The following is a 20,990-nucleotide window of genomic DNA, read 5'->3' on the forward strand; positions in this document are numbered from 1 at the left end:
GCTTCTCGTCGCGGTTCGTGATCGGCTTCACCCAGTCCGTCCGCCGCGAGGTGAAAGACGGCCGGCTGCAATATGCGCTCGGTGGCAGCCCGCCGCTCGGCATCGCCGAGGTCGCCGACCTGCTCGAGATCGAGCGCGACCATTGCTACCGCACATTCGAGAAGTTCCAGGCGCTGATCGTCGAACAGATCGACGCGATTCTGGCATGCGAGGCAGAGTTCAAGCGAGGCCAGGATGAAGCCTGACAATCCGTATCAGGCCTGGGTCGACGAGGATCTGGCGCGATCGAAGATGCTGCTCACCAAAGACGAGTTGCAGGCCATTCCCGCGGAGGTGCGGTTCCATGCGCTGCAGATGGAAGGCGACGGACCCAAGCCCAAGGTCGTGATCGACCTCGAACAGATGCAGGTCGTCGACTATGCCGCATTCGAGGGCCTGACCGACTGGCAGCGCCGGCAGATCAAGGACCTGCACGCCGGTAACCCGGTGCGCCCCGAAGAGATGGTGTTCCTCGCCCTCAAGTCGATGGTCCAGTTCATCTGGCCAGAGACGAAGGGTCCACCCGATGCGCGCTTCGCCGCGTGCAGTCACGCCGCCCTGAACGCCGTACTGGCCAGACGCGCCGCCGAAGTCAGTCGCACCTTTGCCCAGCCCGAAGGCTTGATGCCCTATTGGGGGCGCCTCACGTTCCTTCGGGTCATGGGCGATCTGCCGCTCGACAACGTCAAAAGGTTCGGTCTCGATCGCGTCGCGTGCGCGCTGGTCAAGAAGAACAAGTTCAATGCGATGACGGTCACGGGGCCCGACGGATCGCTGATCTGCCTGAACTGTGCCCTTGAGCCAATCCTCAAGCAGCTCAACGCCATCCTGCTCCACTTCTTCGGCACCAAGGAGTTGGCTGGCCCGAAGCGGATGGCGCGCGCATGGAACGCACTGCTGCCAATGGTGCTGCACTTCTGGTCCGACGTCGCTGCGCCGGATCTGATGCGCGAGCCAGTGTTCTTGTACGAGGAGCAGACCGGGTTCCTTGGGCACGAGCTAACGATGGATCAACTCGATTTCATCGTGATGCACGAACTCGGGCACGTCGCCTTCGATCATCCGCGTCGCCTCAAGGCGCAGATCAAGCAACAGCACGACGTCACGGAGATCCGCCACGAATTCGAATTCGCCGCGGACGCGTTTGCGCTTGGGTTGATGCGGTCGCAGCTGATCAACCGAGCCAAAGCCACCTTGCAGGGCGACCCCCGCCCCGCGCCGGATGTCGTGGTCGATGCCATGACCGGATCGCTGCATGGCTTGCAACGGCGGCTGGGATCGGTGTTCCTCCTCTTCACCTTCATGGATTTCATTCAGCGGGCGGGCGAACTCCTGCGCGATCGCAACGATAGGCGCCTCACGATCAGCGATCGCATGGACACCCATCCGCGCGCGGCGGACCGGCTCGAACGGCTGGAGCGCACGACGCTCGGCGAGTATCTTCACACGAGCCCGATCCAGCGCTATGCCGCCGGCCTTCTTCAGGACGTGCTCGACCATGCCGCCTACCTCGATCAGGCCGAGCTGATCGGGCAGGTGGCAGCGTTCGTCAGGTGACCGAACCAGCCACGGCGCTCACGCCGTGGCTGGCCGGGCTAATGGGCACTGTTGCCGTCAGGGGGTCGGCGTCAGGTTGGCCGGGCGAAAGATCAGAGATCCGCCAATCGCCTCCATTTCGTCGAGTAGATCGTCGCTCTCGGCCATCAGCCGAGTGCGTTCGGGATCGAAATGGCCTTGGGCAGCACGGCCCTTGCCACCCGCAAGTGCCGAGGCACATTCCATGGCCGCAATGTCGGCCAGCCGCTGTTGGATCTGGGCAAGACGCTGGTTGATCGCCGCTTCGCGGACGAGGCTACTGCATGTCATAAAGTTACTCCTGCACACCGAGTTGAAGGTGGGTGCATTGTATTTATCAAACTCGCCATTTCAGCCGCTCGCGCGCGCCTGGACGCCGGGTGCAATCATCACAACTTGCCGCTGATCCGGCGTCAATTTCGCTTTACCCTGATCGAACGCGGGTGCAGGTTCCGCGCAACAGGGGGACGTCTCGTCTGCGCCAAGGAAGAGGCGACGATGCGGCCCGACAAAAACGGCCCGGACTGCGCCAAGCGCTATCTCGCCTACCGCGCCGAGATGATGGCCTGGTCGCAGGTGAAGATGTGCAACAACTACCTCATCGTGGCGCTGCGCCCGAGCACCTGCCCGGCCCCGCCCCCTACCAAACCCTAACCGGTCAGGTGCGGTCGGCTTGCCATTGGCCGGTGCCGAACGACGGCGAGCCGTCGGGCCAGCCGGCGGTCTGCCAGAGTATGTCGAACGCTTCATGCAGATCGTCGCCGATCGGCCCGGTCAAATCGTTCACCAAGAAGAGCGGGATCGCAAAGAACGGCTGACGGATCTTGCGCCCGCCGGGTCGGGCGCGGGTGAGGATGACGTCCTCGGTGCCGTCGAACATGAGCGAGACGAGAGCCGGGCCGGTCAAGTCGAGGACCGCCAGTGCCGCGCCCGGCATAAGCGCTCTGTCCGGGTGGTGCGATAATTCCGAACAGACTGGAGAGGTTGACCAGCTGTGCCTGCTCACGCTGCTGTAGCAGCGGCAGGAACGCGCGTGACATGCGGACGACGCCGTGCAGGTTGATGTCCAAGAGCCAGTCGAACTCCGCCTCGGTGAGCTGTGCGAAGGAACCACTCAGGGCGACACCAGCATTGTTGACGACCACGTCGACGTGCCCGTGCGCGGCCAGAACCACAGCCGGAAAGGCGGCGACAGCATCGCGGTTCGCAACATCGAGGCTGTGACGGGTGACGCGGACGCTGTTGCCGATCAATGCGGCGGTTTCAGTCAGCCCGTCCTCATTCACGTCGGCCAGCGCGACGTGACAGCCACGCACGGCCAACGATCGCGCGATTGCACGGCCTATTCCGCCCGCTGCGCCAGTCACTACCGCCACCTTGCCGGCAAGTTCCATCCGGGCGCTCATGCCGCTCTCTCTGCAGCCAAATCACGCCGCCCAAAGCGCAGAACACCGTCGTCGATTCGACCGGTACGGAACGCCAACAGGTCGCGGAGGTAGTTCTGCTTCACCTTCCACGGGGCGCTCGCGCCTTGTCGAGGGAGAAGGTCTGCCGCCCGCTGCACATACCCGGAGCTCAGGTCGAGGATCGGTTCGTTGCCCGCAGTCGATGACGGTGAGACCGGCACGACGCTGTCCATCTTGCGCCGATCCATATGATCGAGCAGGCGGCGAACGAACTGCGACGTCAGGTCGCATTTGAGCGTCCAGGACGCATTGGTGTAGCCGATCGCGAAAGCGAGATTGGGCACACCGTCTAGCATCGCCCCCTTGTAAAGCAGCCGCTTGCCCGGATCGACGAGGGCGCCATCGACGGTCAGTCGTGCGCCGCCCATGAGCTGCACCTTGAGCCCCGTCGCGGTCACGACGATGTCGGCGGGGATGGCCTTGCCGCTCTTCAACTGGAGACCGTCACGCGTGAACTGCGCGATCTCGTCGGTTGCGATCGACGCCCGCCCGTTGCGCAGCACCTTAAACAGATCGCCGTCAGGGACGAGGCACAGCCGCTGGTCCCACGGATCGTAGCGCGGCGTCAGGTGAGTGGCGATGTCGAAGTCCGGCCCCAGCATCGCTCGCTGCTGTTGCCTGATCTTCTGCTTCAACACATGTGGTTTGCGCCGCGACACGCCGTAGACGAAAATGCCGTAGCCGATATTCTTCCACCGAACCGCCGCCTCCGCTACCTTGTCATGCAGCCAGCGGCGCAACGTCTCGGCGCGATCGTCGCGTGACGGCCGCGAGACGATATAGGTCGGCGATCGCTGGAGCATCGTAACATGTGCGGCGCCCTGGTCGACCATTGCCGGAACCAGCGTCACCGCGGTCGCACCCGAACCCACGACCACGACGTCCTTACCCGCCACCGAAAGCTCGTCTGGCCAGAATTGCGGGTGGACGACCTGTCCCGCGAACGCGTCCATTCCCGGCCAGGTCGGCGAATGCCCCGCGGCATAGTCGTAATAGCCAGAACATAGGAACAGGAAGCGGCAGGTCAGCTGGGCCGCGATGCCATCGACGGTATACGACACGATCCACAGCGCGTCTGCCGAGGACCAGTGTGCAGTCGTGACGCGGTGACGCAGTCGCACCTTGGCGTCGATTTCGAACGCTGCCGCGGTGTCGCGGATATAGTCGCGGATATCCTCACCCGCGGCGATCGCTTTCTCACCTCGCCACGGGCGGAATGGGAAGCCCAGCGTCGTCATGTCCGAATCCGAGCGAATCCCCGGATAGCGGAACAGATCCCACGTGCCGCCGATCGCATCGCGCCCCTCGAAGATCGCCCAGCTTCGCGTGGCATTGCCAGTCTTCAACCAGAACGCGGCGTCGATCCCCGACAGACCGGCGCCTACCACCAGCACGTCCAGGTGCTCCATACCGGCCATGTTCCACTCCTACCATTTTCCCGAACTGAATGACAATGCTTGTTGTCATTGTCAATATTGCTACTCTGCCCGAATGACGGCGACGACAAAACGGTGGACCGGGCAGACGCTTGACGCTCGACGGGCTGAGCGGCGCACGATGCTGATACAGGCGGCCGTTCGCCTGTATGGCTCGCAGGGGTTCCACAGCACGGGCGTGCGCGCGATCTGTCGCGAGGCAGGCCTTACCGAACGTTATTTTTACGAGAATTTTGCGCATGGGGAGGCGCTGCTACTCGCTGCGTTCGATCAGGTGATCGCCGCAGTGTTGACGCAGATCGTTGTGGCCGACGATCCCACCCTACCGACTGAAGATCGTACCAGACGGATGCTAAGCGCATATTTCGCGACGCTACGCGCTAATCCCACCACGGCGCGCGTGTTTCTCGTTGAAATCGTCGGCGTAGATCCGTCGATCGACGATGCAATTCGACGTTCAATGCATGACCTGTCCGAGCCGCTCTTTGCCGCCCTCGATCCCGATGATCGCGGCCCCGTCAGAGCCAATACGATGCTCCGACGCGGTGTCGAAGGAGGGCTGTTACACATCGCCCTCGCCTGGGGCGCCGAGAACTATGAGCGCCCTTTGGAGGAGGCTGTCGCCGCGGCTTGGATCCTATGCGTGACGGCGCGACCAAGTACATAGTCAGGTAACGATAGCTGCATCGGGAACATCCCGCATTTCCGATGCGGTTCAGACCCAGAATCGGACATCCAGAGCTACCCGGGCGATCCCAAAAGCGGCCGCTTGTTCACGAGCCGTGCTTCGCTCGGGATTAGTTGGCCGGCAGGGGATTATGCCGGCTATCGTTAGACCGCTGTATTGCTTCCCTGGTACACCTTGCTAAGCTTGTTAGAGGGGGAGTCGAAACACATGCTTGAACTGACAGGGGTCACCCACGTCTACGCCAATGGCACCCGCGCGCTCGACGACGTCAGCGTGTCGATCCCGGCGGGTATGTTCGGACTGCTCGGACCCAACGGCGCCGGCAAGTCGACGCTGATGCGGACGGTAGCGACGCTCCAGACGCCGACTGCGGGCACTATCCGCTTCGGCGACATCGACGTGGTGGCCAGCCCTGAGGACCTGCGTGCGACGCTCGGCTACCTGCCCCAGGATTTCGGCGTCTACCCGCGAGTCTCCGCCTACGACATGCTCGACCACATGGCGGTGCTGAAGGGGGTGCACTCGGCCGCCGACCGGCGCGCCACCGTCGAGACGCTGCTCGCCCAGACCAACCTCTGGACGCACCGGAAGAAGGCGATCGCCGGCTTCTCCGGCGGCATGCGCCAGCGGTTCGGGATCGCGCAGGCGCTGATCGGCAACCCGCGCCTGATCATCGTCGACGAGCCCACCGCCGGCCTCGACCCCGAAGAGCGCAACCGCTTCCTCAACCTCCTGGCCGAGATCGGCGAGAACGTCGTCGTGATCCTGTCGACCCACATCGTCGAGGACGTGGCGGACCTGTGCCCGCGCATGGCGGTGCTGGCGGCGGGGCGCATCCAACTCGAGGGCGCGCCGCTCGACCTGATGGCACGGACCCGCGGGCAAGTTTGGGCGAAGACGGTCGCGCCGGGCGCGCTGGACGCGGTGCGGGAGGCGCACGAGGTCATCTCCTCTCGACTGTTCGCCGGGCGCACGGTGGTCCACGTCCTCGCCGACCACGATCCCGGCGACGGCTTCACCCCTACGGCAGGGGGCCTGGAGGACGTGTACTTCTCCACCCTCGCCCGCTCGCGCCGCGCCGCCCCCGTCGCGGCCTGACCCGCGATGTTCGGCGCCATCGCCCGCTTCGAGCTACGCTACCAGCTCCGCAACCCCGTCTTCTGGGCGGTCGCGATCCTGTTCCTCCTCCTGACCTTCGGGTCGGTGACGGTGGAGCAGATCTCGCTCGGCAGCGGCGGCAGCGTCCACAAGAACGCCTCCACCGCGATCGCGCGGACGCACTTCATCATGTCGCTGTTCTTCATGTTCGTGACCACCGCCTTTGTGGCGAACGTGGTGGTTCGCGACGACGAGAGCGGCTTCGGGCAGATGGTCCGGTCGACCCGGGTCACCAAGGCGACCTATCTCCTCGCCCGCTTCCTCGGCGCCTACGGGGCGGCGGCAATCGCCTTCGTCGTGGTGCCGCTGGCGATGTGGCTCGGCACGCTGATGCCGTGGGTCGATCCCGAGACGCTGGGCCCGAACCGGGCCGGCGACTATCTCTACGCCTATCTCCTCCTCGGCCTGCCCAACCTGTTCCTGACCGCGGGCATCTTCTTCGCGGTCGCGACCATGACCCGGTCGATGACCTACAGCTACCTCGCGGTGATCGCCTTCCTGGTGGTCTACCTTACCCTGATCGGCATCACCGCGGAAAAGCCGGAATGGCGGGAGACGATCGCCTATCTCGAACCGTTCGGGATCGGGGCGTTTGGCTGGCTGACCCGCTACTGGACCCCGGCCGAGGCGAACGCGGCCATGCCCGCCTTCGCGGGCGTGCTCGCCGCCAACCGGGTCATCGCCGTGATGCTGGGGGGGCTGGCGCTGGTGGTCGCGTGGTGGCGCTTCTCCTTCACCGAGCGCGGCGCGTCGAAGCGCCGCCTGCGTCGCGAGCAGCGCCGCGCGGCGAAGCTCGCCGCCACCCCGCCGCGCGTCGCCGCCTCGCTGCCCGCGACCGACCCGGCGCATGCGGGCACCACCCAGCTCCTCGCGCGCATCCGGTTCGAGATGGCGCTGATCTTCAGGAGCCCGGGCTTCGTCATCATGCTGGCGGTCGGCCTCGCCAACACGGTCGCCTCGCTACTAGTCGCGGGCGAGCGCTACGGCACCCCGCTCTACCCGATGACCTTCACCGTCATCGGCACCCTCCAGGGCGCATTTACGATCATGCCGCTGATCATCGCCATCTACTACGCTGGCGAGCTGGTGTGGCGCGACCGCGAGCGCGGCATGCACGAAATCGTCGACGCCACCGCGCTGCCGAACTGGGCGTACCTCGTCCCCAAGGTGCTGGCGGTGGCCGGCGTGCTGGTCACGACCCTGCTCGCCTCGGTCGTCGCGGGGATCGTCGTGCAGCTTTTCCGCGGCCCGGTGACGCCGGCGCTCGGCGAGTATCTCGCCTGGTACGTTCTGCCGTTCGCGGCGGACTTTGTGATCCTCGCCGTGCTCGCGGTGTTCATCCAGGCGCTCAGCCCAAACAAGTACGTCGGCTGGGCGCTGATGGTGGTCTACCTCGTCGCGACCAGCGTGTTCACGACGATCGGCTGGGACCACCCGCTCTACCTCTACGGCTCGACCGGGACGCTGCGGCTGTCAGACATGAACGGCGACCAGATCGGCGCGGCACGCGGATGGTGGCTGCGGCTCTACTGGGGCGGGTGGGCGCTGGCGCTAGCGGTGACGGCGCACCTTCTCTGGCGGCGCGGGACCGACGTGAAGCTCGGCCACCGGCTCCGCCTCGCGCCGCGGCGGCTCCGGGGGACGCCGGGGGTGGTGCTGGTGGTCGCGCTGGTCACCGTCGCGGCGAGCGGGGCCTATGCCTGGCGCCAGATGGACGTCCTCAACATATATCGCAGCGCCCCCGATCAGGACGCGCGGGCCGCGGCCTATGAGAAGAAGTATCTCCGCTATGCGGGGCTGCGCCAGCCGACGCTGACCGACATCCGGCTGACCATCGCGCTCCACCCCGCCGCGCGGCGGATGGAGGCGGAGGGCAGCTACGCCTGGGTCAACGACACCGGCGCGCCGCTCCGCGACCTGCACGTCCGCCTGCAGGACGACCGCACCCGGCTGGTCGCGGTGACGATCCCCGGTGCGTGGCTGGTCAGCGACGACGACGACAACCAGTACCGTATCTACCGCTTCGAGCGGCCGGTCGCACCGGGGGCGACCGGCACGCTCGGCTTCCGTACCGAGCGGGTCGACCGCGGCTTCGCGGCCAACGACGACGACACGCGCCTGGTCGCCAACGGCACCTTCCTCAACAACCGCGAGTTCGCGCCGACCCTCGGCATGGACCGCAGCGGGCTGCTCCAGGACCGGACCAAGCGCCGCAAGTACGGCCTCCCGGCGGAACTGCGCCCGGCCAAGCTGGAGGATATTTCCGCACAGTGGAGCAACTACGTCCACACCGACTGGGTGCGGTCGGATATCACCTTGTCGACCGATGCTGACCAGGTACCGATCGCGCCCGGTCGCAAGGTGGCGGACGCGGTCGCCAACGGCCGCCGCACCGCGCGCTTCGTGTCGGGCGCGCCGATCCTGTCCTTCTTCTCGATCCAGTCGGCACGTTATGCCGAAAAGGCGCGGGTCGCCGACGGGGTCCGCCTGTCGGTCCTCTATCACCCCGCCCATGCCTACAACGTCGACCGGATGCTGGCTGCTATGCAGGCCGCGCTCGGCTATTACCGGGAAAATTTCGGGCCTTATCAGTTCCCCTATGCCCGGATCGTCGAGTTCCCCGGCTATGCCAGCTTCGCGCAGGCGTTCGCGGGGACGGTGCCCTATTCCGAGCGGATCGGCTTCATCGCCGACGCGCGCTCGGCCGACCGGATCGACTACGTCACCTACATCACCGCACACGAGCTGGGGCACCAATATTGGGCGCACCAGGTGATCAGCGCCGACATGCAGGGCGGCACCGTGTGGGTGGAGACCATGGCGCAATATTCGGCGCTCATGGTGATGAAGCGGCTCTACGGCCCCGACAAGATCAGGCGGTTCCTGAAGTACGAGCTAGACTACTATCTGCGCGGCCGCCGCGGCGAGGCGGTGGAGGAACTGCCGCTCGCCCGCGTCGAGAACCAGCCCTACATCCACTACAACAAGGGATCGGTGGCGCTGTACCTGCTCCAGGACCGGCTGGGCGAGGCACGGGTCAACGCGATGCTGCGCGGGCTGCTCGACCGCTACCGGTTCAAGGGGCGGCCTTATGCGCGCTCGACCAACCTCGTCGCCGGCTTCGCGTCGCTGGCGCGCGACGGGCAGGAACGGCAGCTGGTCGCCGACCTGTTCGAGCGGATTGTGCTGTGGGACTTCGAGGCGAAGAACGCGACCACCCGCCGCCTGCCCGACGGAAGGTGGGAGACGCTGCTGACCGTGAACGCCGCCAAGTTCACCGCCAACGGCCAGGGGGTCGAGACGCCCGTTCCCTTCGCCGACACAATCGACGTCGGCGCGTTCGCGTCGCGGCCGGGGCTCGCCGCCTTCTCAAGGGCGGACGTGCTGGCGATGGAGCGCCGCCCGCTCCGCAGCGGCGGGCAGCAGGTGCGGATCGTCACCGCGGCGCGGCCGGCGTTCGTTGGGGTCGACCCGTACAACAAGTATATCGATCGAAACAGCGACGACAATTTAGTGGCACCTTTCTGACCCAAAACCCGCCATTCCGCGACTAATACCTGCTCGCCGACTTCCGCCGTTCATTCAGCTGGAGGGCAGGCCAATTGCCGGCCCCCCTTGCGCTTGATTTTTCATTCTTCGGAGTATGCCGCTACCCGACGCATTGTCGGGGCCCGCTGAAGCGCCCTAGCTGTGGATGAAATCAAGAAACGCGCGCAGCGGCGGGGGCACAAGGCCGCGGCCAGAATAGTATAGGAACGGGCCCGAGAAGGACTGCCACCATTCCGGCAGCACCGCTTCAAGTGCGCTGCGGTCGAGCGCCGGCCGAAGCCAGTCCTCGAATAGCGAGACTATCCCACCTCCCGCGACGGCGATATCAACCAGCAAATCCGCCGCACCAGCCACGCTGGCGATCAGCGGCCCCTGTGGTTCGATTCGCACGATCTCGCCCGAGCGCTCGAACTCCCATGGGCTGGTCAGCGCCCCGCTTGTGAACCGGCCACGCAAACAGGCATGATGCAGCAGGTCGCGCGGATGGCCGGGCCGCCCATGTGCGTCTAGATAGGTCGGAGACGCCGCCGTCGCGAAACGCTGGATACGTGGGCCGATCGGCACCGCGATCATGTCCTGCTCCAGCCGTTCGTCATAGCGGATGCCGGCGTCGCAACCCGATGCCACCATGTCGACGAATCCGTCCTCGGCGACGATCTCGACCTGGATGTCGGGAAAGGCGGCGAGGAAGCCGGGCAGGATCGCCGGCATCACCAACCGTGCCGCACTGACCGGCACGTTGAGCCTGAGCGTACCTGCCGGCCGGTCGCGGAACAAGTTGACGACATCGAGCGCCGCCTCGACCTCGCCCAGCGCCGGCGCCAGTCGCTCGAGCAGCCGCGTCCCGGCCTCGGTCGGCACGACGCTGCGCGTGGTGCGATGGAGCAGTCGGACGCCCAGCCGCGCCTCCAGTCGGCGTACCGCCTCGCTGAGCGTCGACGCGCTCGAACCGGCGACCCGCGCCGCATCGCGGAATCCGCGCGCTTGCGCGACCGCCAGGAAGGCGTTGAGATCGGCCAGGTCAGCCTTCATCGTTCGGTTTTCCGTACAGCCCGTGCAGATCACTCCGGCTTATCACGATGATCTGCAACCCGTATCTCGGGGCAGCACAGGAGAACAGTGATGACGATCGATCAAGCGGACACCTATTCCTTCGCAGGCCGCGACGTGAAGCGGCTCGGATACGGCGCAATGCAGCTCGCCGGGCCCGGCGTGTTCGGCCCGCCACGCGACCAAGATGCGGCGCTTGCCGTCCTTCGCGCTGCCGTCGAGGCTGGGGTCAACCACATCGACACCAGCGACTTTTACGGCCCACACGTCACTAATCGGCTGATCCGAGAAGCGCTGGCCCCCTACCCCGACGACCTGCTGATCGTGACCAAGATCGGTGCGCGGCGTGGCGATGATGCATCCTGGCTGCCCGCGTTCGAGCCGAACGAACTGACCCGCGCGGTCGAGGACAATCTGACGAACCTCGGGCTAGAGACGCTCGACGTCGTCAACCTGCGCCTGATGTTCGACGTCCACGGCCCGGCCGAGGGATCGCTCGCCGCGCCGCTCAAGGCGGTGGCGAATCTCCAGCGCCAGGGGCTGGTGCGCCATATCGGCCTCAGCAACGTGACGCCGACCCAGTTCGAGGAAGCCCGCGACATCGCCGAAATCGTTGGCGTCCAGAACCAGTACAACCTTGCCTACCGCGACGACGATGCCTTCATCGACACGCTGGCAGCGGAGGGCATCGCCTATGTCCCATTCTTCCCGCTCGGCGGGTTCAGCCCGCTCCAGTCGGCGGCGCTCTCCGCCGTGGCGGAACGGCTGGACGCAACACCGCTGCAGGTGGCGCTGGCTTGGCTGCTCCAGCGCTCGCCAAACATCCTGCTTATCCCCGGCACCTCGTCGGTCGCGCACCTCAACGAGAACCTCGCCGCTGCCTCGCTGACACTACCCGAGGACGCGGTGGCCGAACTCGACGCGATCGGCCGATAATCAGGCCGGCCGATTGGCGAGCACGGCGTCGAGCAGACCGGGAAAACGCTGGTCAAATTCGGCGCGGCGCAGCGTGTTGATCATCTCGCGCCCAGCCTGCGTGGTCTCAATCAGTCCCGCCGCCCGCAGCAGCTTCAGGTGGTTGGACAGCGTGCTTTTCGGGATGGACTCGCACGGCGCGGCGTCGGTGCAGCTCAGCCGCTCGGTCTCGGCGAGCCGCGCCACCATGCCCAGCCGATTGGAATCGGCCAGCGCGTGGAGCGCGAGATCGAGCGGCACGTCCTCCAGCCGGGGATGGGTGAAGCGAGGCATGCGACGAACATAGGGCTAGATGACAGATTTAATAGTTCGGGTTTATTGAACTGTTGAAGCATCACCCCATTTCCTGCCTGCCGACAGCGCACGACGCCGTGATCGCGGGCCAGCATTTTTGGAGAATACATATGTCGATTCAGGGCAAGAACGCGCTCGTCACCGGCGGATCGCGCGGTATCGGCTCGGCCATCGCCAAGCGGCTGGCGGCCGATGGCGCCACCGTGGCGATCACTTATGCCGGCAACAAGGCGGCGGCCGACGCCACCGTGGCGGCGATCGAAAGTGCGGGCGGCACCGCCTTCGCCTTCCAGGCCGATGCCGCCGACCCGGCCTCGCAGCGGGCGGGCGTCGAACAGGCCGCCGCCGCCCTGGGTGGCATCGACATACTCGTGCACAATGCCGGTGTGGCCGAGTTTTCCGCCGTGACCGAAGACACCGACGAGACGTACGACCGTCAGTTCGGCGTCAACGTGAAGGGCCTGCATGTCGGCACCCGCGCCGCCCTGCCACACCTTCGCGATGGCGGGCGGATCATCCTGATCGGCAGCATCTCAGGCGAAATGGCCTTCCCTGCGACCACCGTCTACAGTGCGACCAAGGCAGCAGTGGCGGCACTGGCGCGCGGCTGGGCCAAGGACCTTGCGTCGCGCAACATACTGGTTAACACCGTACAGCCGGGGCCGATCGATACCGATATGAACCCTGCCGACAGCGAATTCGCCGGGCAGGTGCTGCAAGCGATCCCGCTCGGCCGCTACGGCAAGGTCGAGGAGATTGCCGGCGCGGTCGCGTTCCTCGCTGGCCCCGATGCGAGCTACATCACCGGCACCACGCTCAACATTGATGGTGGCGCGACCGCGTGAGTTATTGCCATCGTCCCTTCAACTTAACCGGAGGGGCGATGGCGTTCGCCGCATGTGGTAAGGAGGACCCACATGCCGTCATTCGCGGCCTGTTTCTACCTCTCCAACTTCTGCCATTTGTTCATACACTCCGCACGGGATGCCGCGCCATTCCAAGGGCCGGCCGTCAGGCGGCTCCATCAAAGACAGCCGTTGGCGAACAATACTGATCATCTGTTCTCACTCTGATCCGACCGCTTCCCATGCCCTTGGGCGCTAGGCGACCTCATTGAGACACTCCCGCCACCTTCAAGTGCCAGGAGCTCTGGTCGGGTCTCGGGGAAGCGCCACATCGCAACGAGCCCTACGACAAGCGCGGCGAGCATATACCACGCCGGCGTCAGCCGATTTCCGGTCAGCCTGATGAGCCCGGCCACCGCAAACTGGGTCGAGCCGCCGAACGCGGATATCGCGACCGCGTAGATCAGCGCGAAGCCGCCCGCTCGGCGTGCGTGCGGCAGCCCCTCAGCCACCGCGACCAGCATCGTGCACGTCGAGAGGTCGAACATGCCGGCGAGCAGAATGCTCGCTGCGTAGAGCGTTGTGGGCGTCGGGTGGTGCGCGACCAGCCAGAAGGCAGGCATCACGAGGATCGCGAGCGCCGCCGCAGGGATGATCATCACCGGCCGCCGTCCGAACGGTCGGAGAGTCAGCCACTGAGCGGATCGCAGATCACGCCGCCTAGCCCGACCAGCATCACGCAGGCGAACCCGGTCTGCTGGATGACGCCGAGCGTTGCGGTCGCACAGAAGCCGAGATAGACAAGCACTTTATTCGACACGCTTGCAACCGCGAGCATCAAAACGCCGAGCTCGACGACGCGGCGCGTGGTATAAACCCCGGCGCCTCGCGGCAGCGTCTCCTCGAGCTTCAGCGTCTCGACGAGCGTTCTTCGCGCAGCGAGCGCGAACGGCAGGATCGTGAGCTCGAGAACCACCGCCAGTCGCCAGCTCCAAGTGTCAACCGCGACCGGCGCGAGCGCTACCCCGACCAGTCCCGCGATCATGACGGCCCTGTCGGCGCTCATCGCCTGAAGCGACACGATCAGGCCGCGCCGTCGGATAGGCGCGCTCTCAAGCAGCAGTGCGGTGCGCGGGCCCACCTCGCCACCCAGCGCAAACCCTGGCAGGAGGCGGAACAGCACCGCAAGCACCGGCGCCGCCATCCCGATGCTGGCGTATCCCGGTGTCAGCGCCAGACCGTCGACCGATAGACCGACGAGCGAGAACGAGACTATCATCGCGGGCCGCCGGCCTGCCCCGGTCTGCAAACCGCCCGATGACGAGGGCGCCGAGCGGGCGGGTCGCGAAGCCGACCCCGAATGTCGCAAGCGAGGCGAGCAGGCTCGCCCCGGGGCGCTCTGAGGGGAAGAACGCGCGCCAGATTTGCGCGGCGAAGATCGCGTAGACCACGAAATCGTAGAACTCGAGCGCGTTGCCCGCGCAGATGGCAGCGATCTGGCGGCGGGTCAGGTTCGGCACGCCGCCTCCCGGTCTGACGGCTTCGGATGCCCCTGCCACCTGCACAGCCGCCTCCCCTCGCCTATCAATGCCCGCGACGATGCTGGTCCCCGCGGGCTAACGGCGCAAGCGTCGCAAAGGCGAAGCCGCCATGAAGGCAGGTTCGCCTTCACGCCCGAAACGCTCGCTCCTGCGTTGTCTCCGCAATCGCAGTTGCAGCCATGGAGATCCGATGAAGACCGTCACGCTGAAGGCTGGGGAAAGCGTGCCGGCCATGGGTCAGGGCACGTGGATGATGGGTGAGAAACCCGGACGGCGAGTTGACGAGATGGCAGCGCTGCGTCTCGGCGTGGAACTCGGCATGACGCTGATCGACACCGCCGAGATGTATGGCGACGGGGCGGCGGAGACGCTGGTCGGCGACGCGCTGGGCGATGTGCGCGACGAGGTGTTCCTCGTCAGCAAGGCGTATCCGCAGAACGCGTCGCGCAGGCGGCTCGCGGATGCTTGCGAAGCGAGCCTGAGGCGGCTCCGCACTGACCGGCTTGACCTTTACCTGCTCCACTGGCGCGGATCGGTCCCGCTCGCGGAGACGGTCGAGGCGATGGAGGCGCTCAGGTCGGCGGGCAAGATCCGCCATTGGGGCGTGAGCAATCTGGACACAGCCGACATGACCGAACTCATCGCCGTCGGCGGTAATGGCTGCGCCACCGACCAGATCCTCTACAACCTTACCCGCCGCGGGCCGGAGCACGACCTTCTGCCATGGCTGGCGGACCATGCCATGCCCGTGATGGCCTATAGCCCGGTTGAGCAGGGCCGGCTGATCGCCAACCCAGCGCTCGGCCGTGTCGCGGAAACAATCGGCGCCACACCGGCGCAAGTGGCACTCGCCTGGACCCTGCGCTGCGATGGCATGTTCGCGATCCCGAAGGCTACCACGGTGGCGCACGTTCGAGAGAACCGCGCCGCAAGCGACCTGATCCTGTCGGACGCCGACCTCGCGGCGCTCGAAGCCGCGTTCCCGCGTCCGCGCGGTCGCCGTCCGCTCGAGATGCTGTGAACGGTCGCCATGACGCTGTTCTTTACCGCAGACACGCACTTCGGCGACCACCGCACGATCAACATTCAGCGCCGCCCTTTCGCGAGCGTCGCCGAGATGGACGAGATGCTCGTTGCCAGCTGGAACGCGACGGTGGCGCCGACCGACGAGGTCTGGCACCTCGGCGACGTCGCGCGTCGCTCGTCCGACGTGGCGAGCCTGCTCACGAGCCTGAACGGCATCAAGCACCTGGTGCGCGGCAACAACGACGAGCCCGCGACCGGCGACGCGGCGGGCTGGTCGAGCGTTCAGGACTATGCCGAGTTGACGGTCGACGGAACCCTGTTGGTGCTCTGCCACTATCCGTTTAGAAGCTGGAACGGCCAGCACCGGCGCTCGATCAACCTGCATGGTCACAGCCATGGCAGGCTCAAATCCATGCCGCGCCAGTTCGACGTCGGTGTGGACGCCCGCGGCTTCCGCCCGACGGCGTTGGAGACACTGCTCGCGGCGGCCACGAGGTCGTCGGGTATCGAAGACGACGTATGACCGGAGATGCGCTCCCCGAACTCCCGGTCGGCGCGTTCGCGAAGCAGGATGCAGGTGACGATCTGGCCTTCTATGCACCGCCGCGGCTCGTCACGCATATTGACGAACGCGCGGTCGCGGCGTTGACGGCGTGCTATCAGGAAGTGATCCCGCAAGGCGCGCGCGTGCTGGACATGATGTCCAGCTGGACCAGCCATCTGCCGCCCGATCGCGCATATGACGAAATCGTGGGCCAGGGCATGAACGCCGAAGAACTGGCCACCAATGCGCAGCTCGACCGATGGTTCGTACAGGACCTCAACAGCGAGACCGCGTTGCCGCTGGCGGACGGTTCGTTTGACGCAGCCCTGTGCTGCGTCGGAGTGCAGTATCTCCAGCAGCCTGTGAGTGTATTCGCCGAGGTGCGCCGCGCGCTGACGGCCGGCGCTCCGTTCGTCGTCAGCTTCTCCAATCGCTGCTTCCCGACCAAGGCGGTCGCAATCTGGCACTCGCTCGACACCGCGGGACATGCCGCCTTGGTCCGCTCTATCTGGAGCGGGCAGGCTTCGGGAGCATCACGGTCGAGATGCTCGCAGACGGCAGGACGGGCGACCCATTGATCGCACTCGTCGGCCGGGCTTAGTCGGACGCGCGAGGCGTCACAGGGCGATCTGGTCGAGCGCCTTCGCGAATTCGTCCGACATCGCGGGCTCGTCATCCTTGGGCGTGTGCCGGTTCAGAACAGTCCGCACCCGCGTCTGCGCGACTTGCAGTGTCTTGTGCCGCACTTCGCGGATCGTGTTGGTTCGCCACGACGAGCTCTCGCCGAGCAGCGCCGCCCACTTGGCCTCTTCCGCCGCTAGGACCGCGAGCGCGAGCCGCAAGCCGTCCCGCCGGCCATGCGCATAGTCCTCCGCCATCAAGCTGCCTTCACACGATGCGGCAGTCTCCAATTGGGCCGCACGAAGTGGCAGGTGTACCCGTTCGGCTTGCGCTCGAGATAGTCCTGATGCTCCGGCTCCGCCTCCCAGAAGTCGCCGAGCGGGGAGAGTTCGGTGACGACCTTGCCGGGCCACAGTCCCGACGTCTCGACCTCGGCGATCGTGTCCTCCGCGACGGCCTTCTGCGCCTCGTCGGTGTAGAAGATCGCCGATCGGTAGCTCTTCCCGCGATCGTTACCCTGCCGGTTCCGCGTCGTCGGGTCGTGGATCTGGAAGAAGAATTCGAGCAGCGTACGGAAATCGGTGCGCGCTGGATCGAACACGATCTCGATCGCCTCCGCATGGGTGCCGTGGTTGCGATAGGTGACGTTCGCGTTGGTCCCGCCGGAATAGCCGACGCGCGTGGAGACGACGCCCGGCAGCTTGCGGATCAGGTCCTGCATTCCCCAGAAGCAGCCGCCGGCGAGCACGGCCCGCTCGGTGCGGGCGGGAACGGCGACTTCCTCGATTTTCTCGAGATAGGCGCCATATCCCTGATCGGCCATGTCTGCACGCGCGACGAAGCGCAGGGACGCCGAGTTGATGCAGTAGCGCAAGCCGCCGCGATCGCGCGGCCCGTCCTTGAACACGTGGCCCAGATGGCTATCGCCGTGTGCGGATCGCACCTCGGTGCGGGGGATCAGCATGGACCAGTCGCGCTTCGCCTTTACGTTCGCTGGCTCGATCGGCTTGGTGAAGCTTGGCCAGCCGCAGCCTGACTCGTATTTGTCGGTGCTGGCGAACAGCGGCTCGCCGGACACGATGTCCACATAGATGCCGGCGTCCTTGTTGCGCAGCAGCGGACCGGTGCCGGGACGCTCGGTCCCGTTCTTCTGCGTCACGCGGAACTGCTCCGGCGTGAGCGCGGCGACCGCGTCCTCGGTCTTGCGGTAGTTAGTCATGTTGAAGCCCTCATCGTCACCATCCGATATGGTGTCTACCGCCTTCGAGTTCGAGATGAGGACCAAGTGCTTCCCCGTTTGGCCCGGCCGCTCGCCAAATCATCAACGTGACGAGCGGCGACGACTAAGCTGTGGAAACTAAAGCACGGTCATACCAGAGATCGACCCATAACCGGCCATTCAAGCGCCCTCCCCCGCTTCTCAACTTCAGACACTCGTTCATGTCCAAGGCGGAGGTAGTTCTGACCAATCAGCGGTGCCTCCGCGTCGTTGCGTTACAATGCGATACCCGGCCCTAGGATCGCAACAAACGCTACCGTCCCGAGGATAGCAACCACGCGCAGCAGCCAACTTGGAGAAAGTGTGGTCGCCGATGCGGCAGCCGTTGGCTTAACGAACCGACCGATGCTCAACAGGCCGGCGTTACCGCCGAGTGCGACCCCGATGGACGCGCCGATCGTAGATCGCCAGTCGCTACCCGACGCCAGCGCAGCAGCCAGCGAGATCACCCCTGTCGTCATCCACACAATGACTGCACACCGTCGTGCCTGCGCAGCCATACCTGCACCGTTGAGCACGCGCGACAGCATTCCCGCAGCGACGCGGACGACGGCATAGTAACCGGCGACGCCGACGCCCGCGAGCGCAAAACGCGCGAGAACAGGATCGGTTACCCCCGCCATCACTCCGCGCCCGTTCCAATCACCGATGCCGAAGCAAGCGGAGAAGACGAGATAGCCGAAGGTGGTCAATCCGTTGAGTGCGAACACGATCCAACCGGCTAGCCGCCCCCTCAGCGAGCAGCTTCCTCGCCAGACGAGCCAGCCGAGCGCGGCGAGGGTGACGTTGACCGCGGTTCCAGCTCCTGCGACGATCCGCCTGCCCCACAGCGACATGGCTTCTTGGTTGCAGCCGAAGTGGAAGGTGCTCCAGTTCGTTGGATCGCCCCCCATTGCAGTGCAGGCGAGGCCGTGCCCCATCCCCTCATGCAACGCGGCCGCCGCGACCCAGGCCAGCGCCGCCAATGCAACGACGTCTGCGAGTGGCGCGCACGGATCGGTAGACGACTGCGGCGTCATGCCCGCACCGTCGTAGCGGTTAGGCGCGTCCGCACCAGCCAGCCACCGGCGCTGAACAGCGCGAGGTTCAATGCGATCATCAGGGGCCAGTGGCTTCGCGGGTCGCTGATCCGGCTGACGCCCAGCATCGGATTGACCAGCAGTTCGGTAATGAAGGCCATCCACAGGCCGACATAGTTCATTGCCATCCGTCGCTGGTGAGTGACAAGATCACTGGGCTCGCGCGTCCAGCGCCAACGGCGTAGCGCCAGCAGTCCCATCGCCAACGTCGCGAGATTGACGAGCGCGATGACGTGAAAGACGTTGGGCCGCCCGGTGAGGTCGTACATCGACAAAGCGGTGCCGTTGATTGCGAGGATCGCGGCCGCATAGACTTTGCCAACGCGCCTGTGCCGCGCTGTCCCCTTGGGCAACATCAACACGACGGCGCCGCTGACAAGCGCTACGCTTCCCATCGCGAAATGCGCCGCGCCCATTGCCGATATCCCACCCATTGTCCGTTCCCGATCCCCGCTACAAGAGACGTGATGGTCGATAGACCGCGGTTCGGTAAGGTGTAATTGCGCCGGAAAGCCTCAGATTTCGCCAAACCGGTTTGGCGTTACGCGAGTTCGCCGCGCTCCAGCCAGCCACGCGCTCGACACAGCGCGACGCTCGTTTCGCTAACCGGCACGCGCGACCCGTCGGCGAGGTGAAGCGCCCAGCGCCGCCCGGTGCGCTCACTGCCCGTGACGGCGGAATTTGCGACCCAGGCCCCGCGGTGGACCTGCGCACCCTGCACGTTGGCGAGGTCGCCGACTGCATCACGGAAACGATAGTGCACCAACAGCGTCCCCCCACCGCGCACCGCGAGGCGGCAGTAATGGTCTTCGGCGCGAACCGACAGCAGGTCTGCCGGGTTAATGCCAGCGCGGGCGAGAATGCCAAAACTCGCGGTTGGCATCGCTGCCGAGCGAGCAGTGTCGGCCACGTCGTCGCCCTGTCCGGCCGGCGTATGCCGTGCCCGCGTGGCGCGAAGCAGGATCATGACGAACCCCGTCACCAGCAGACCATAGGCGAACGGTTTCCATTCGACTGAAGCGTCGACCCGCCCCATCAGGCGGTAGAGCAGCGGCACCTCGATCGCGAGCAGCAAGTTGAGGACGAGGGCCCCCAGCGCCATGCGGCCTGCGCCGTCACGCTTCCCCGGCAGTGATCGTCGCCAAGCGAACCAGCCGAGCATATTTACGCCGACCAGTGCGCCCCAAAAAACGAGCGCGAGTACAGATCCGAACGCCGTAGAGATGCCAAAGGCGTCGACGATCGTGAGAATGATTGTGATACCTAACCAGATCACCGGTGGCATTGCGCCCGGCGCCGCGACGGTCGCAAATCGTATCCTGGCGGACCCTGTCACTATAATCCTGCACCCCGGATGGTCTATGACGGCCGTTTAGGCGCCTCATTCACTTACGTCGATGGCCCCGCCACGACGCCGGCTCAGCGGCGGACCCAGTGTCCGGCAAGCGGATTCCAGTGACGATTTTCCCAAATGTCCTGCCAAGTTTCTCTTTCCCGAAACTGATCAAGGGAACCTTCGAAACGGGACGGGAAAGCCTGGGTATTCTGAAATCGACTTTGGGAATTGCGTGTGAACGACCCACTTGCGGTCATTCGCAGAGTGTTTTGAGGCCCCAACCTTTGCTATTCGTTCATGCCAACGGTGGCCACGCTCCGCAGGTTTGGGCACTTGTAGCGGCGTGGGCAGACACGTGAATTAGCGCGAGTACCCTTCGGTAAATGTCGTCTGCCGTGACTAGGTTGGCAGACCGACTGATCTCCTTGCTGAAAGCTAAAGCCAATCTCACTCCTTACAGTTCGGGGGCAAATTGCCTGCCACCAGAGG

24 protein-coding genes are annotated in these 20,990 nt (G+C 65.5%); 11 read left to right on the plus strand and 13 right to left on the minus strand.

Annotated features, from left to right (window positions below):
* The first annotated feature begins 17 nt into the window (after positions 1–17).
* Both FSB78_RS10100 and FSB78_RS10105 read left to right on the plus strand, forming a co-directional pair.
* Entirely contained in the window at positions 18–245 is a 228-nt protein-coding gene (locus tag FSB78_RS10100; RefSeq protein ID WP_147082366.1) for a hypothetical protein, read from the plus strand.
* On the plus strand, positions 235–1,596 hold the full coding sequence (locus tag FSB78_RS10105) for a M48 family metalloprotease (RefSeq protein WP_147082368.1): 1,362 nt from the start codon (positions 235–237) through the stop codon (positions 1,594–1,596). The genes FSB78_RS10100 and FSB78_RS10105 overlap by 11 nt, the downstream gene beginning before the upstream one ends.
* 57 nt (positions 1,597–1,653) lie before the next feature.
* Here FSB78_RS10105 and FSB78_RS10110 read toward each other — a convergent pair whose 3' ends face one another.
* On the minus strand, positions 1,654–1,905 hold the full coding sequence (locus FSB78_RS10110; RefSeq protein ID WP_147082370.1) for a hypothetical protein: 252 nt from the start codon (positions 1,903–1,905) through the stop codon (positions 1,654–1,656).
* A 207-nt stretch (positions 1,906–2,112) separates the two neighbouring features.
* On the opposite strand from FSB78_RS10110, the gene FSB78_RS19130 reads away from it, so the two are divergent.
* The gene (locus FSB78_RS19130) at positions 2,113–2,268 is read left to right on the plus strand and encodes a hypothetical protein (RefSeq protein ID WP_158637999.1); all 156 of its coding nucleotides are present in this window, start codon (positions 2,113–2,115) and stop codon (positions 2,266–2,268) included.
* A gap of 4 nt (positions 2,269–2,272) precedes the next feature.
* Here FSB78_RS19130 and FSB78_RS19645 read toward each other — a convergent pair whose 3' ends face one another.
* The 3 genes from FSB78_RS19645 to FSB78_RS10120 are packed head-to-tail and all read right to left on the minus strand — an operon-like array spanning position 2,273 to position 4,498.
* The gene (locus FSB78_RS19645) at positions 2,273–2,401 is read right to left on the minus strand and encodes a hypothetical protein (RefSeq protein ID WP_277872708.1); all 129 of its coding nucleotides are present in this window, start codon (positions 2,399–2,401) and stop codon (positions 2,273–2,275) included.
* Positions 2,361–3,020, minus strand: a complete 660-nt coding sequence (locus FSB78_RS10115) for an SDR family oxidoreductase (protein WP_199743159.1) — start codon at positions 3,018–3,020, stop codon at positions 2,361–2,363. The genes FSB78_RS19645 and FSB78_RS10115 overlap by 41 nt, the downstream gene beginning before the upstream one ends.
* Positions 3,017–4,498 (minus strand): flavin-containing monooxygenase, encoded by a 1,482-nt coding sequence (locus tag FSB78_RS10120; protein WP_147082372.1) that lies wholly within the window; start codon positions 4,496–4,498, stop codon positions 3,017–3,019. Before FSB78_RS10120 ends, FSB78_RS10115 begins: the two co-directional genes overlap by 4 nt.
* Here FSB78_RS10120 and FSB78_RS10125 point away from each other — a divergent pair.
* From FSB78_RS10125 to FSB78_RS10135, 3 genes are all read left to right on the plus strand, one after another.
* Entirely contained in the window at positions 4,497–5,183 is a 687-nt protein-coding gene (locus FSB78_RS10125; RefSeq protein WP_147082374.1) for a TetR/AcrR family transcriptional regulator, read from the plus strand. The two genes, FSB78_RS10120 and FSB78_RS10125, sit on opposite strands and share 2 nt — an antisense overlap.
* Before the next feature lie 228 nt (positions 5,184–5,411).
* Positions 5,412–6,302: an ABC transporter ATP-binding protein gene (locus tag FSB78_RS10130; protein WP_147082376.1), complete on the plus strand. Its 891-nt coding sequence runs from the start codon at positions 5,412–5,414 to the stop codon at positions 6,300–6,302.
* A 6-nt stretch (positions 6,303–6,308) separates the two neighbouring features.
* Positions 6,309–9,890, plus strand: coding sequence for an ABC transporter permease/M1 family aminopeptidase (locus FSB78_RS10135; RefSeq protein ID WP_147082378.1), 3,582 nt, complete (start codon positions 6,309–6,311; stop codon positions 9,888–9,890).
* Positions 9,891–10,046: 156 nt separating this feature from the next.
* On the opposite strand, the gene FSB78_RS10140 is transcribed toward FSB78_RS10135, so the two are convergent.
* The gene (locus FSB78_RS10140; protein WP_147082380.1) at positions 10,047–10,943 is read right to left on the minus strand and encodes a LysR family transcriptional regulator; all 897 of its coding nucleotides are present in this window, start codon (positions 10,941–10,943) and stop codon (positions 10,047–10,049) included.
* A 90-nt stretch (positions 10,944–11,033) separates the two neighbouring features.
* Here FSB78_RS10140 and FSB78_RS10145 point away from each other — a divergent pair, with 90 nt between their 5' ends.
* A complete protein-coding gene (locus FSB78_RS10145; RefSeq protein WP_147082382.1) occupies positions 11,034–11,897 on the plus strand; it encodes an aldo/keto reductase family oxidoreductase in 864 nt (287 codons plus the stop codon).
* Here FSB78_RS10145 and FSB78_RS10150 read toward each other — a convergent pair whose 3' ends face one another.
* Positions 11,898–12,209 carry an ArsR/SmtB family transcription factor gene (locus FSB78_RS10150; RefSeq protein ID WP_147082384.1) on the minus strand — a complete coding sequence of 104 codons (312 nt, stop codon included), beginning with the start codon at positions 12,207–12,209 and terminating at the stop codon, positions 11,898–11,900.
* 131 nt (positions 12,210–12,340) lie between these two features.
* On the opposite strand from FSB78_RS10150, the gene FSB78_RS10155 reads away from it, so the two are divergent.
* Positions 12,341–13,075, plus strand: a complete 735-nt coding sequence (locus FSB78_RS10155; protein ID WP_199743269.1) for an SDR family oxidoreductase — start codon at positions 12,341–12,343, stop codon at positions 13,073–13,075.
* Positions 13,076–13,284: 209 nt separating this feature from the next.
* Here FSB78_RS10155 and FSB78_RS10160 read toward each other — a convergent pair whose 3' ends face one another.
* On the minus strand, positions 13,285–13,734 hold the full coding sequence (locus FSB78_RS10160) for an MFS transporter (RefSeq protein ID WP_147082388.1): 450 nt from the start codon (positions 13,732–13,734) through the stop codon (positions 13,285–13,287).
* A gap of 29 nt (positions 13,735–13,763) precedes the next feature.
* Positions 13,764–14,444: an MFS transporter gene (locus tag FSB78_RS10165; protein WP_338419967.1), complete on the minus strand. Its 681-nt coding sequence runs from the start codon at positions 14,442–14,444 to the stop codon at positions 13,764–13,766.
* 362 nt (positions 14,445–14,806) lie between these two features.
* Here FSB78_RS10165 and FSB78_RS10170 point away from each other — a divergent pair, with 362 nt between their 5' ends.
* Genes FSB78_RS10170 through FSB78_RS10180 form a run of 3 tightly spaced genes read left to right on the plus strand, consistent with a single transcriptional unit; the run spans position 14,807 to position 16,764 of the window.
* A complete protein-coding gene (locus FSB78_RS10170) occupies positions 14,807–15,637 on the plus strand; it encodes an aldo/keto reductase (protein WP_147082393.1) in 831 nt (276 codons plus the stop codon).
* Between the two features lie 9 nt (positions 15,638–15,646).
* A complete protein-coding gene (locus FSB78_RS10175) occupies positions 15,647–16,165 on the plus strand; it encodes a metallophosphoesterase family protein (protein ID WP_147082395.1) in 519 nt (172 codons plus the stop codon).
* Entirely contained in the window at positions 16,162–16,764 is a 603-nt protein-coding gene (locus FSB78_RS10180) for a class I SAM-dependent methyltransferase (RefSeq protein WP_199743160.1), read from the plus strand. Before FSB78_RS10175 ends, FSB78_RS10180 begins: the two co-directional genes overlap by 4 nt.
* Positions 16,765–16,803: 39 nt before the next feature.
* Here the strand turns inward: FSB78_RS10180 and FSB78_RS10185 are convergent, their stop codons facing one another.
* The 5 genes from FSB78_RS10185 to FSB78_RS10205 form a co-directional block, all read right to left on the minus strand.
* Entirely contained in the window at positions 16,804–17,064 is a 261-nt protein-coding gene (locus tag FSB78_RS10185; RefSeq protein WP_147082397.1) for a hypothetical protein, read from the minus strand.
* Positions 17,064–18,026 (minus strand): bifunctional methionine sulfoxide reductase B/A protein, encoded by a 963-nt coding sequence (locus FSB78_RS10190; protein WP_147082399.1) that lies wholly within the window; start codon positions 18,024–18,026, stop codon positions 17,064–17,066. The genes FSB78_RS10185 and FSB78_RS10190 overlap by 1 nt, the downstream gene beginning before the upstream one ends.
* Positions 18,027–18,301: 275 nt before the next feature.
* The gene (locus tag FSB78_RS10195; protein WP_147082401.1) at positions 18,302–19,105 is read right to left on the minus strand and encodes a hypothetical protein; all 804 of its coding nucleotides are present in this window, start codon (positions 19,103–19,105) and stop codon (positions 18,302–18,304) included.
* Positions 19,102–19,581, minus strand: coding sequence for a DUF2306 domain-containing protein (locus FSB78_RS10200; RefSeq protein ID WP_158638000.1), 480 nt, complete (start codon positions 19,579–19,581; stop codon positions 19,102–19,104). The genes FSB78_RS10195 and FSB78_RS10200 overlap by 4 nt, the downstream gene beginning before the upstream one ends.
* A 125-nt stretch (positions 19,582–19,706) precedes the next feature.
* Positions 19,707–20,450 (minus strand): LytTR family transcriptional regulator DNA-binding domain-containing protein, encoded by a 744-nt coding sequence (locus FSB78_RS10205; protein WP_147082405.1) that lies wholly within the window; start codon positions 20,448–20,450, stop codon positions 19,707–19,709.
* Between the last annotated feature and the right edge of the window lie 540 nt (positions 20,451–20,990).

It is taken from the genome of Sphingomonas ginsenosidivorax (assembly GCF_007995065.1).
In the GTDB taxonomy this organism is placed as follows: Bacteria; Pseudomonadota; Alphaproteobacteria; order Sphingomonadales; family Sphingomonadaceae; genus Sphingomonas; species Sphingomonas ginsenosidivorax.

Bases quoted from the DNA above. Each gene is read 5' to 3' on its own strand.
- FSB78_RS10105 (WP_147082368.1), top strand. From the start codon at position 235: ATGAAGCCTGACAATCCGTATCAGGCCTGGGTCGACGAGGATCTGGCG.
- FSB78_RS10110 (WP_147082370.1), bottom strand. From the start codon at position 1,905: ATGACATGCAGTAGCCTCGTCCGCGAAGCGGCGATCAACCAGCGTCTT.
- FSB78_RS19130 (WP_158637999.1), top strand. From the start codon at position 2,113: ATGCGGCCCGACAAAAACGGCCCGGACTGCGCCAAGCGCTATCTCGCC.
- FSB78_RS10115 (WP_199743159.1), bottom strand. From the start codon at position 3,020: ATGAGCGCCCGGATGGAACTTGCCGGCAAGGTGGCGGTAGTGACTGGC.
- FSB78_RS10125 (WP_147082374.1), top strand. From the start codon at position 4,497: ATGTTCCACTCCTACCATTTTCCCGAACTGAATGACAATGCTTGTTGT.
- FSB78_RS10120 (WP_147082372.1), bottom strand. From the start codon at position 4,498: ATGGCCGGTATGGAGCACCTGGACGTGCTGGTGGTAGGCGCCGGTCTG.
- FSB78_RS10130 (WP_147082376.1), top strand. From the start codon at position 5,412: ATGCTTGAACTGACAGGGGTCACCCACGTCTACGCCAATGGCACCCGC.
- FSB78_RS10135 (WP_147082378.1), top strand. From the start codon at position 6,309: ATGTTCGGCGCCATCGCCCGCTTCGAGCTACGCTACCAGCTCCGCAAC.
- FSB78_RS10140 (WP_147082380.1), bottom strand. From the start codon at position 10,943: ATGAAGGCTGACCTGGCCGATCTCAACGCCTTCCTGGCGGTCGCGCAA.
- FSB78_RS10145 (WP_147082382.1), top strand. From the start codon at position 11,034: ATGACGATCGATCAAGCGGACACCTATTCCTTCGCAGGCCGCGACGTG.
- FSB78_RS10150 (WP_147082384.1), bottom strand. From the start codon at position 12,209: ATGCCTCGCTTCACCCATCCCCGGCTGGAGGACGTGCCGCTCGATCTC.
- FSB78_RS10155 (WP_199743269.1), top strand. From the start codon at position 12,341: ATGTCGATTCAGGGCAAGAACGCGCTCGTCACCGGCGGATCGCGCGGT.
- FSB78_RS10160 (WP_147082388.1), bottom strand. From the start codon at position 13,734: ATGATCATCCCTGCGGCGGCGCTCGCGATCCTCGTGATGCCTGCCTTC.
- FSB78_RS10170 (WP_147082393.1), top strand. From the start codon at position 14,807: ATGAAGACCGTCACGCTGAAGGCTGGGGAAAGCGTGCCGGCCATGGGT.
- FSB78_RS10175 (WP_147082395.1), top strand. From the start codon at position 15,647: ATGACGCTGTTCTTTACCGCAGACACGCACTTCGGCGACCACCGCACG.
- FSB78_RS10180 (WP_199743160.1), top strand. From the start codon at position 16,162: ATGACCGGAGATGCGCTCCCCGAACTCCCGGTCGGCGCGTTCGCGAAG.
- FSB78_RS10185 (WP_147082397.1), bottom strand. From the start codon at position 17,064: ATGGCGGAGGACTATGCGCATGGCCGGCGGGACGGCTTGCGGCTCGCG.
- FSB78_RS10190 (WP_147082399.1), bottom strand. From the start codon at position 18,026: ATGACTAACTACCGCAAGACCGAGGACGCGGTCGCCGCGCTCACGCCG.
- FSB78_RS10195 (WP_147082401.1), bottom strand. From the start codon at position 19,105: ATGACGCCGCAGTCGTCTACCGATCCGTGCGCGCCACTCGCAGACGTC.
- FSB78_RS10200 (WP_158638000.1), bottom strand. From the start codon at position 19,581: ATGGGCGCGGCGCATTTCGCGATGGGAAGCGTAGCGCTTGTCAGCGGC.
- FSB78_RS10205 (WP_147082405.1), bottom strand. From the start codon at position 20,450: ATGCCACCGGTGATCTGGTTAGGTATCACAATCATTCTCACGATCGTC.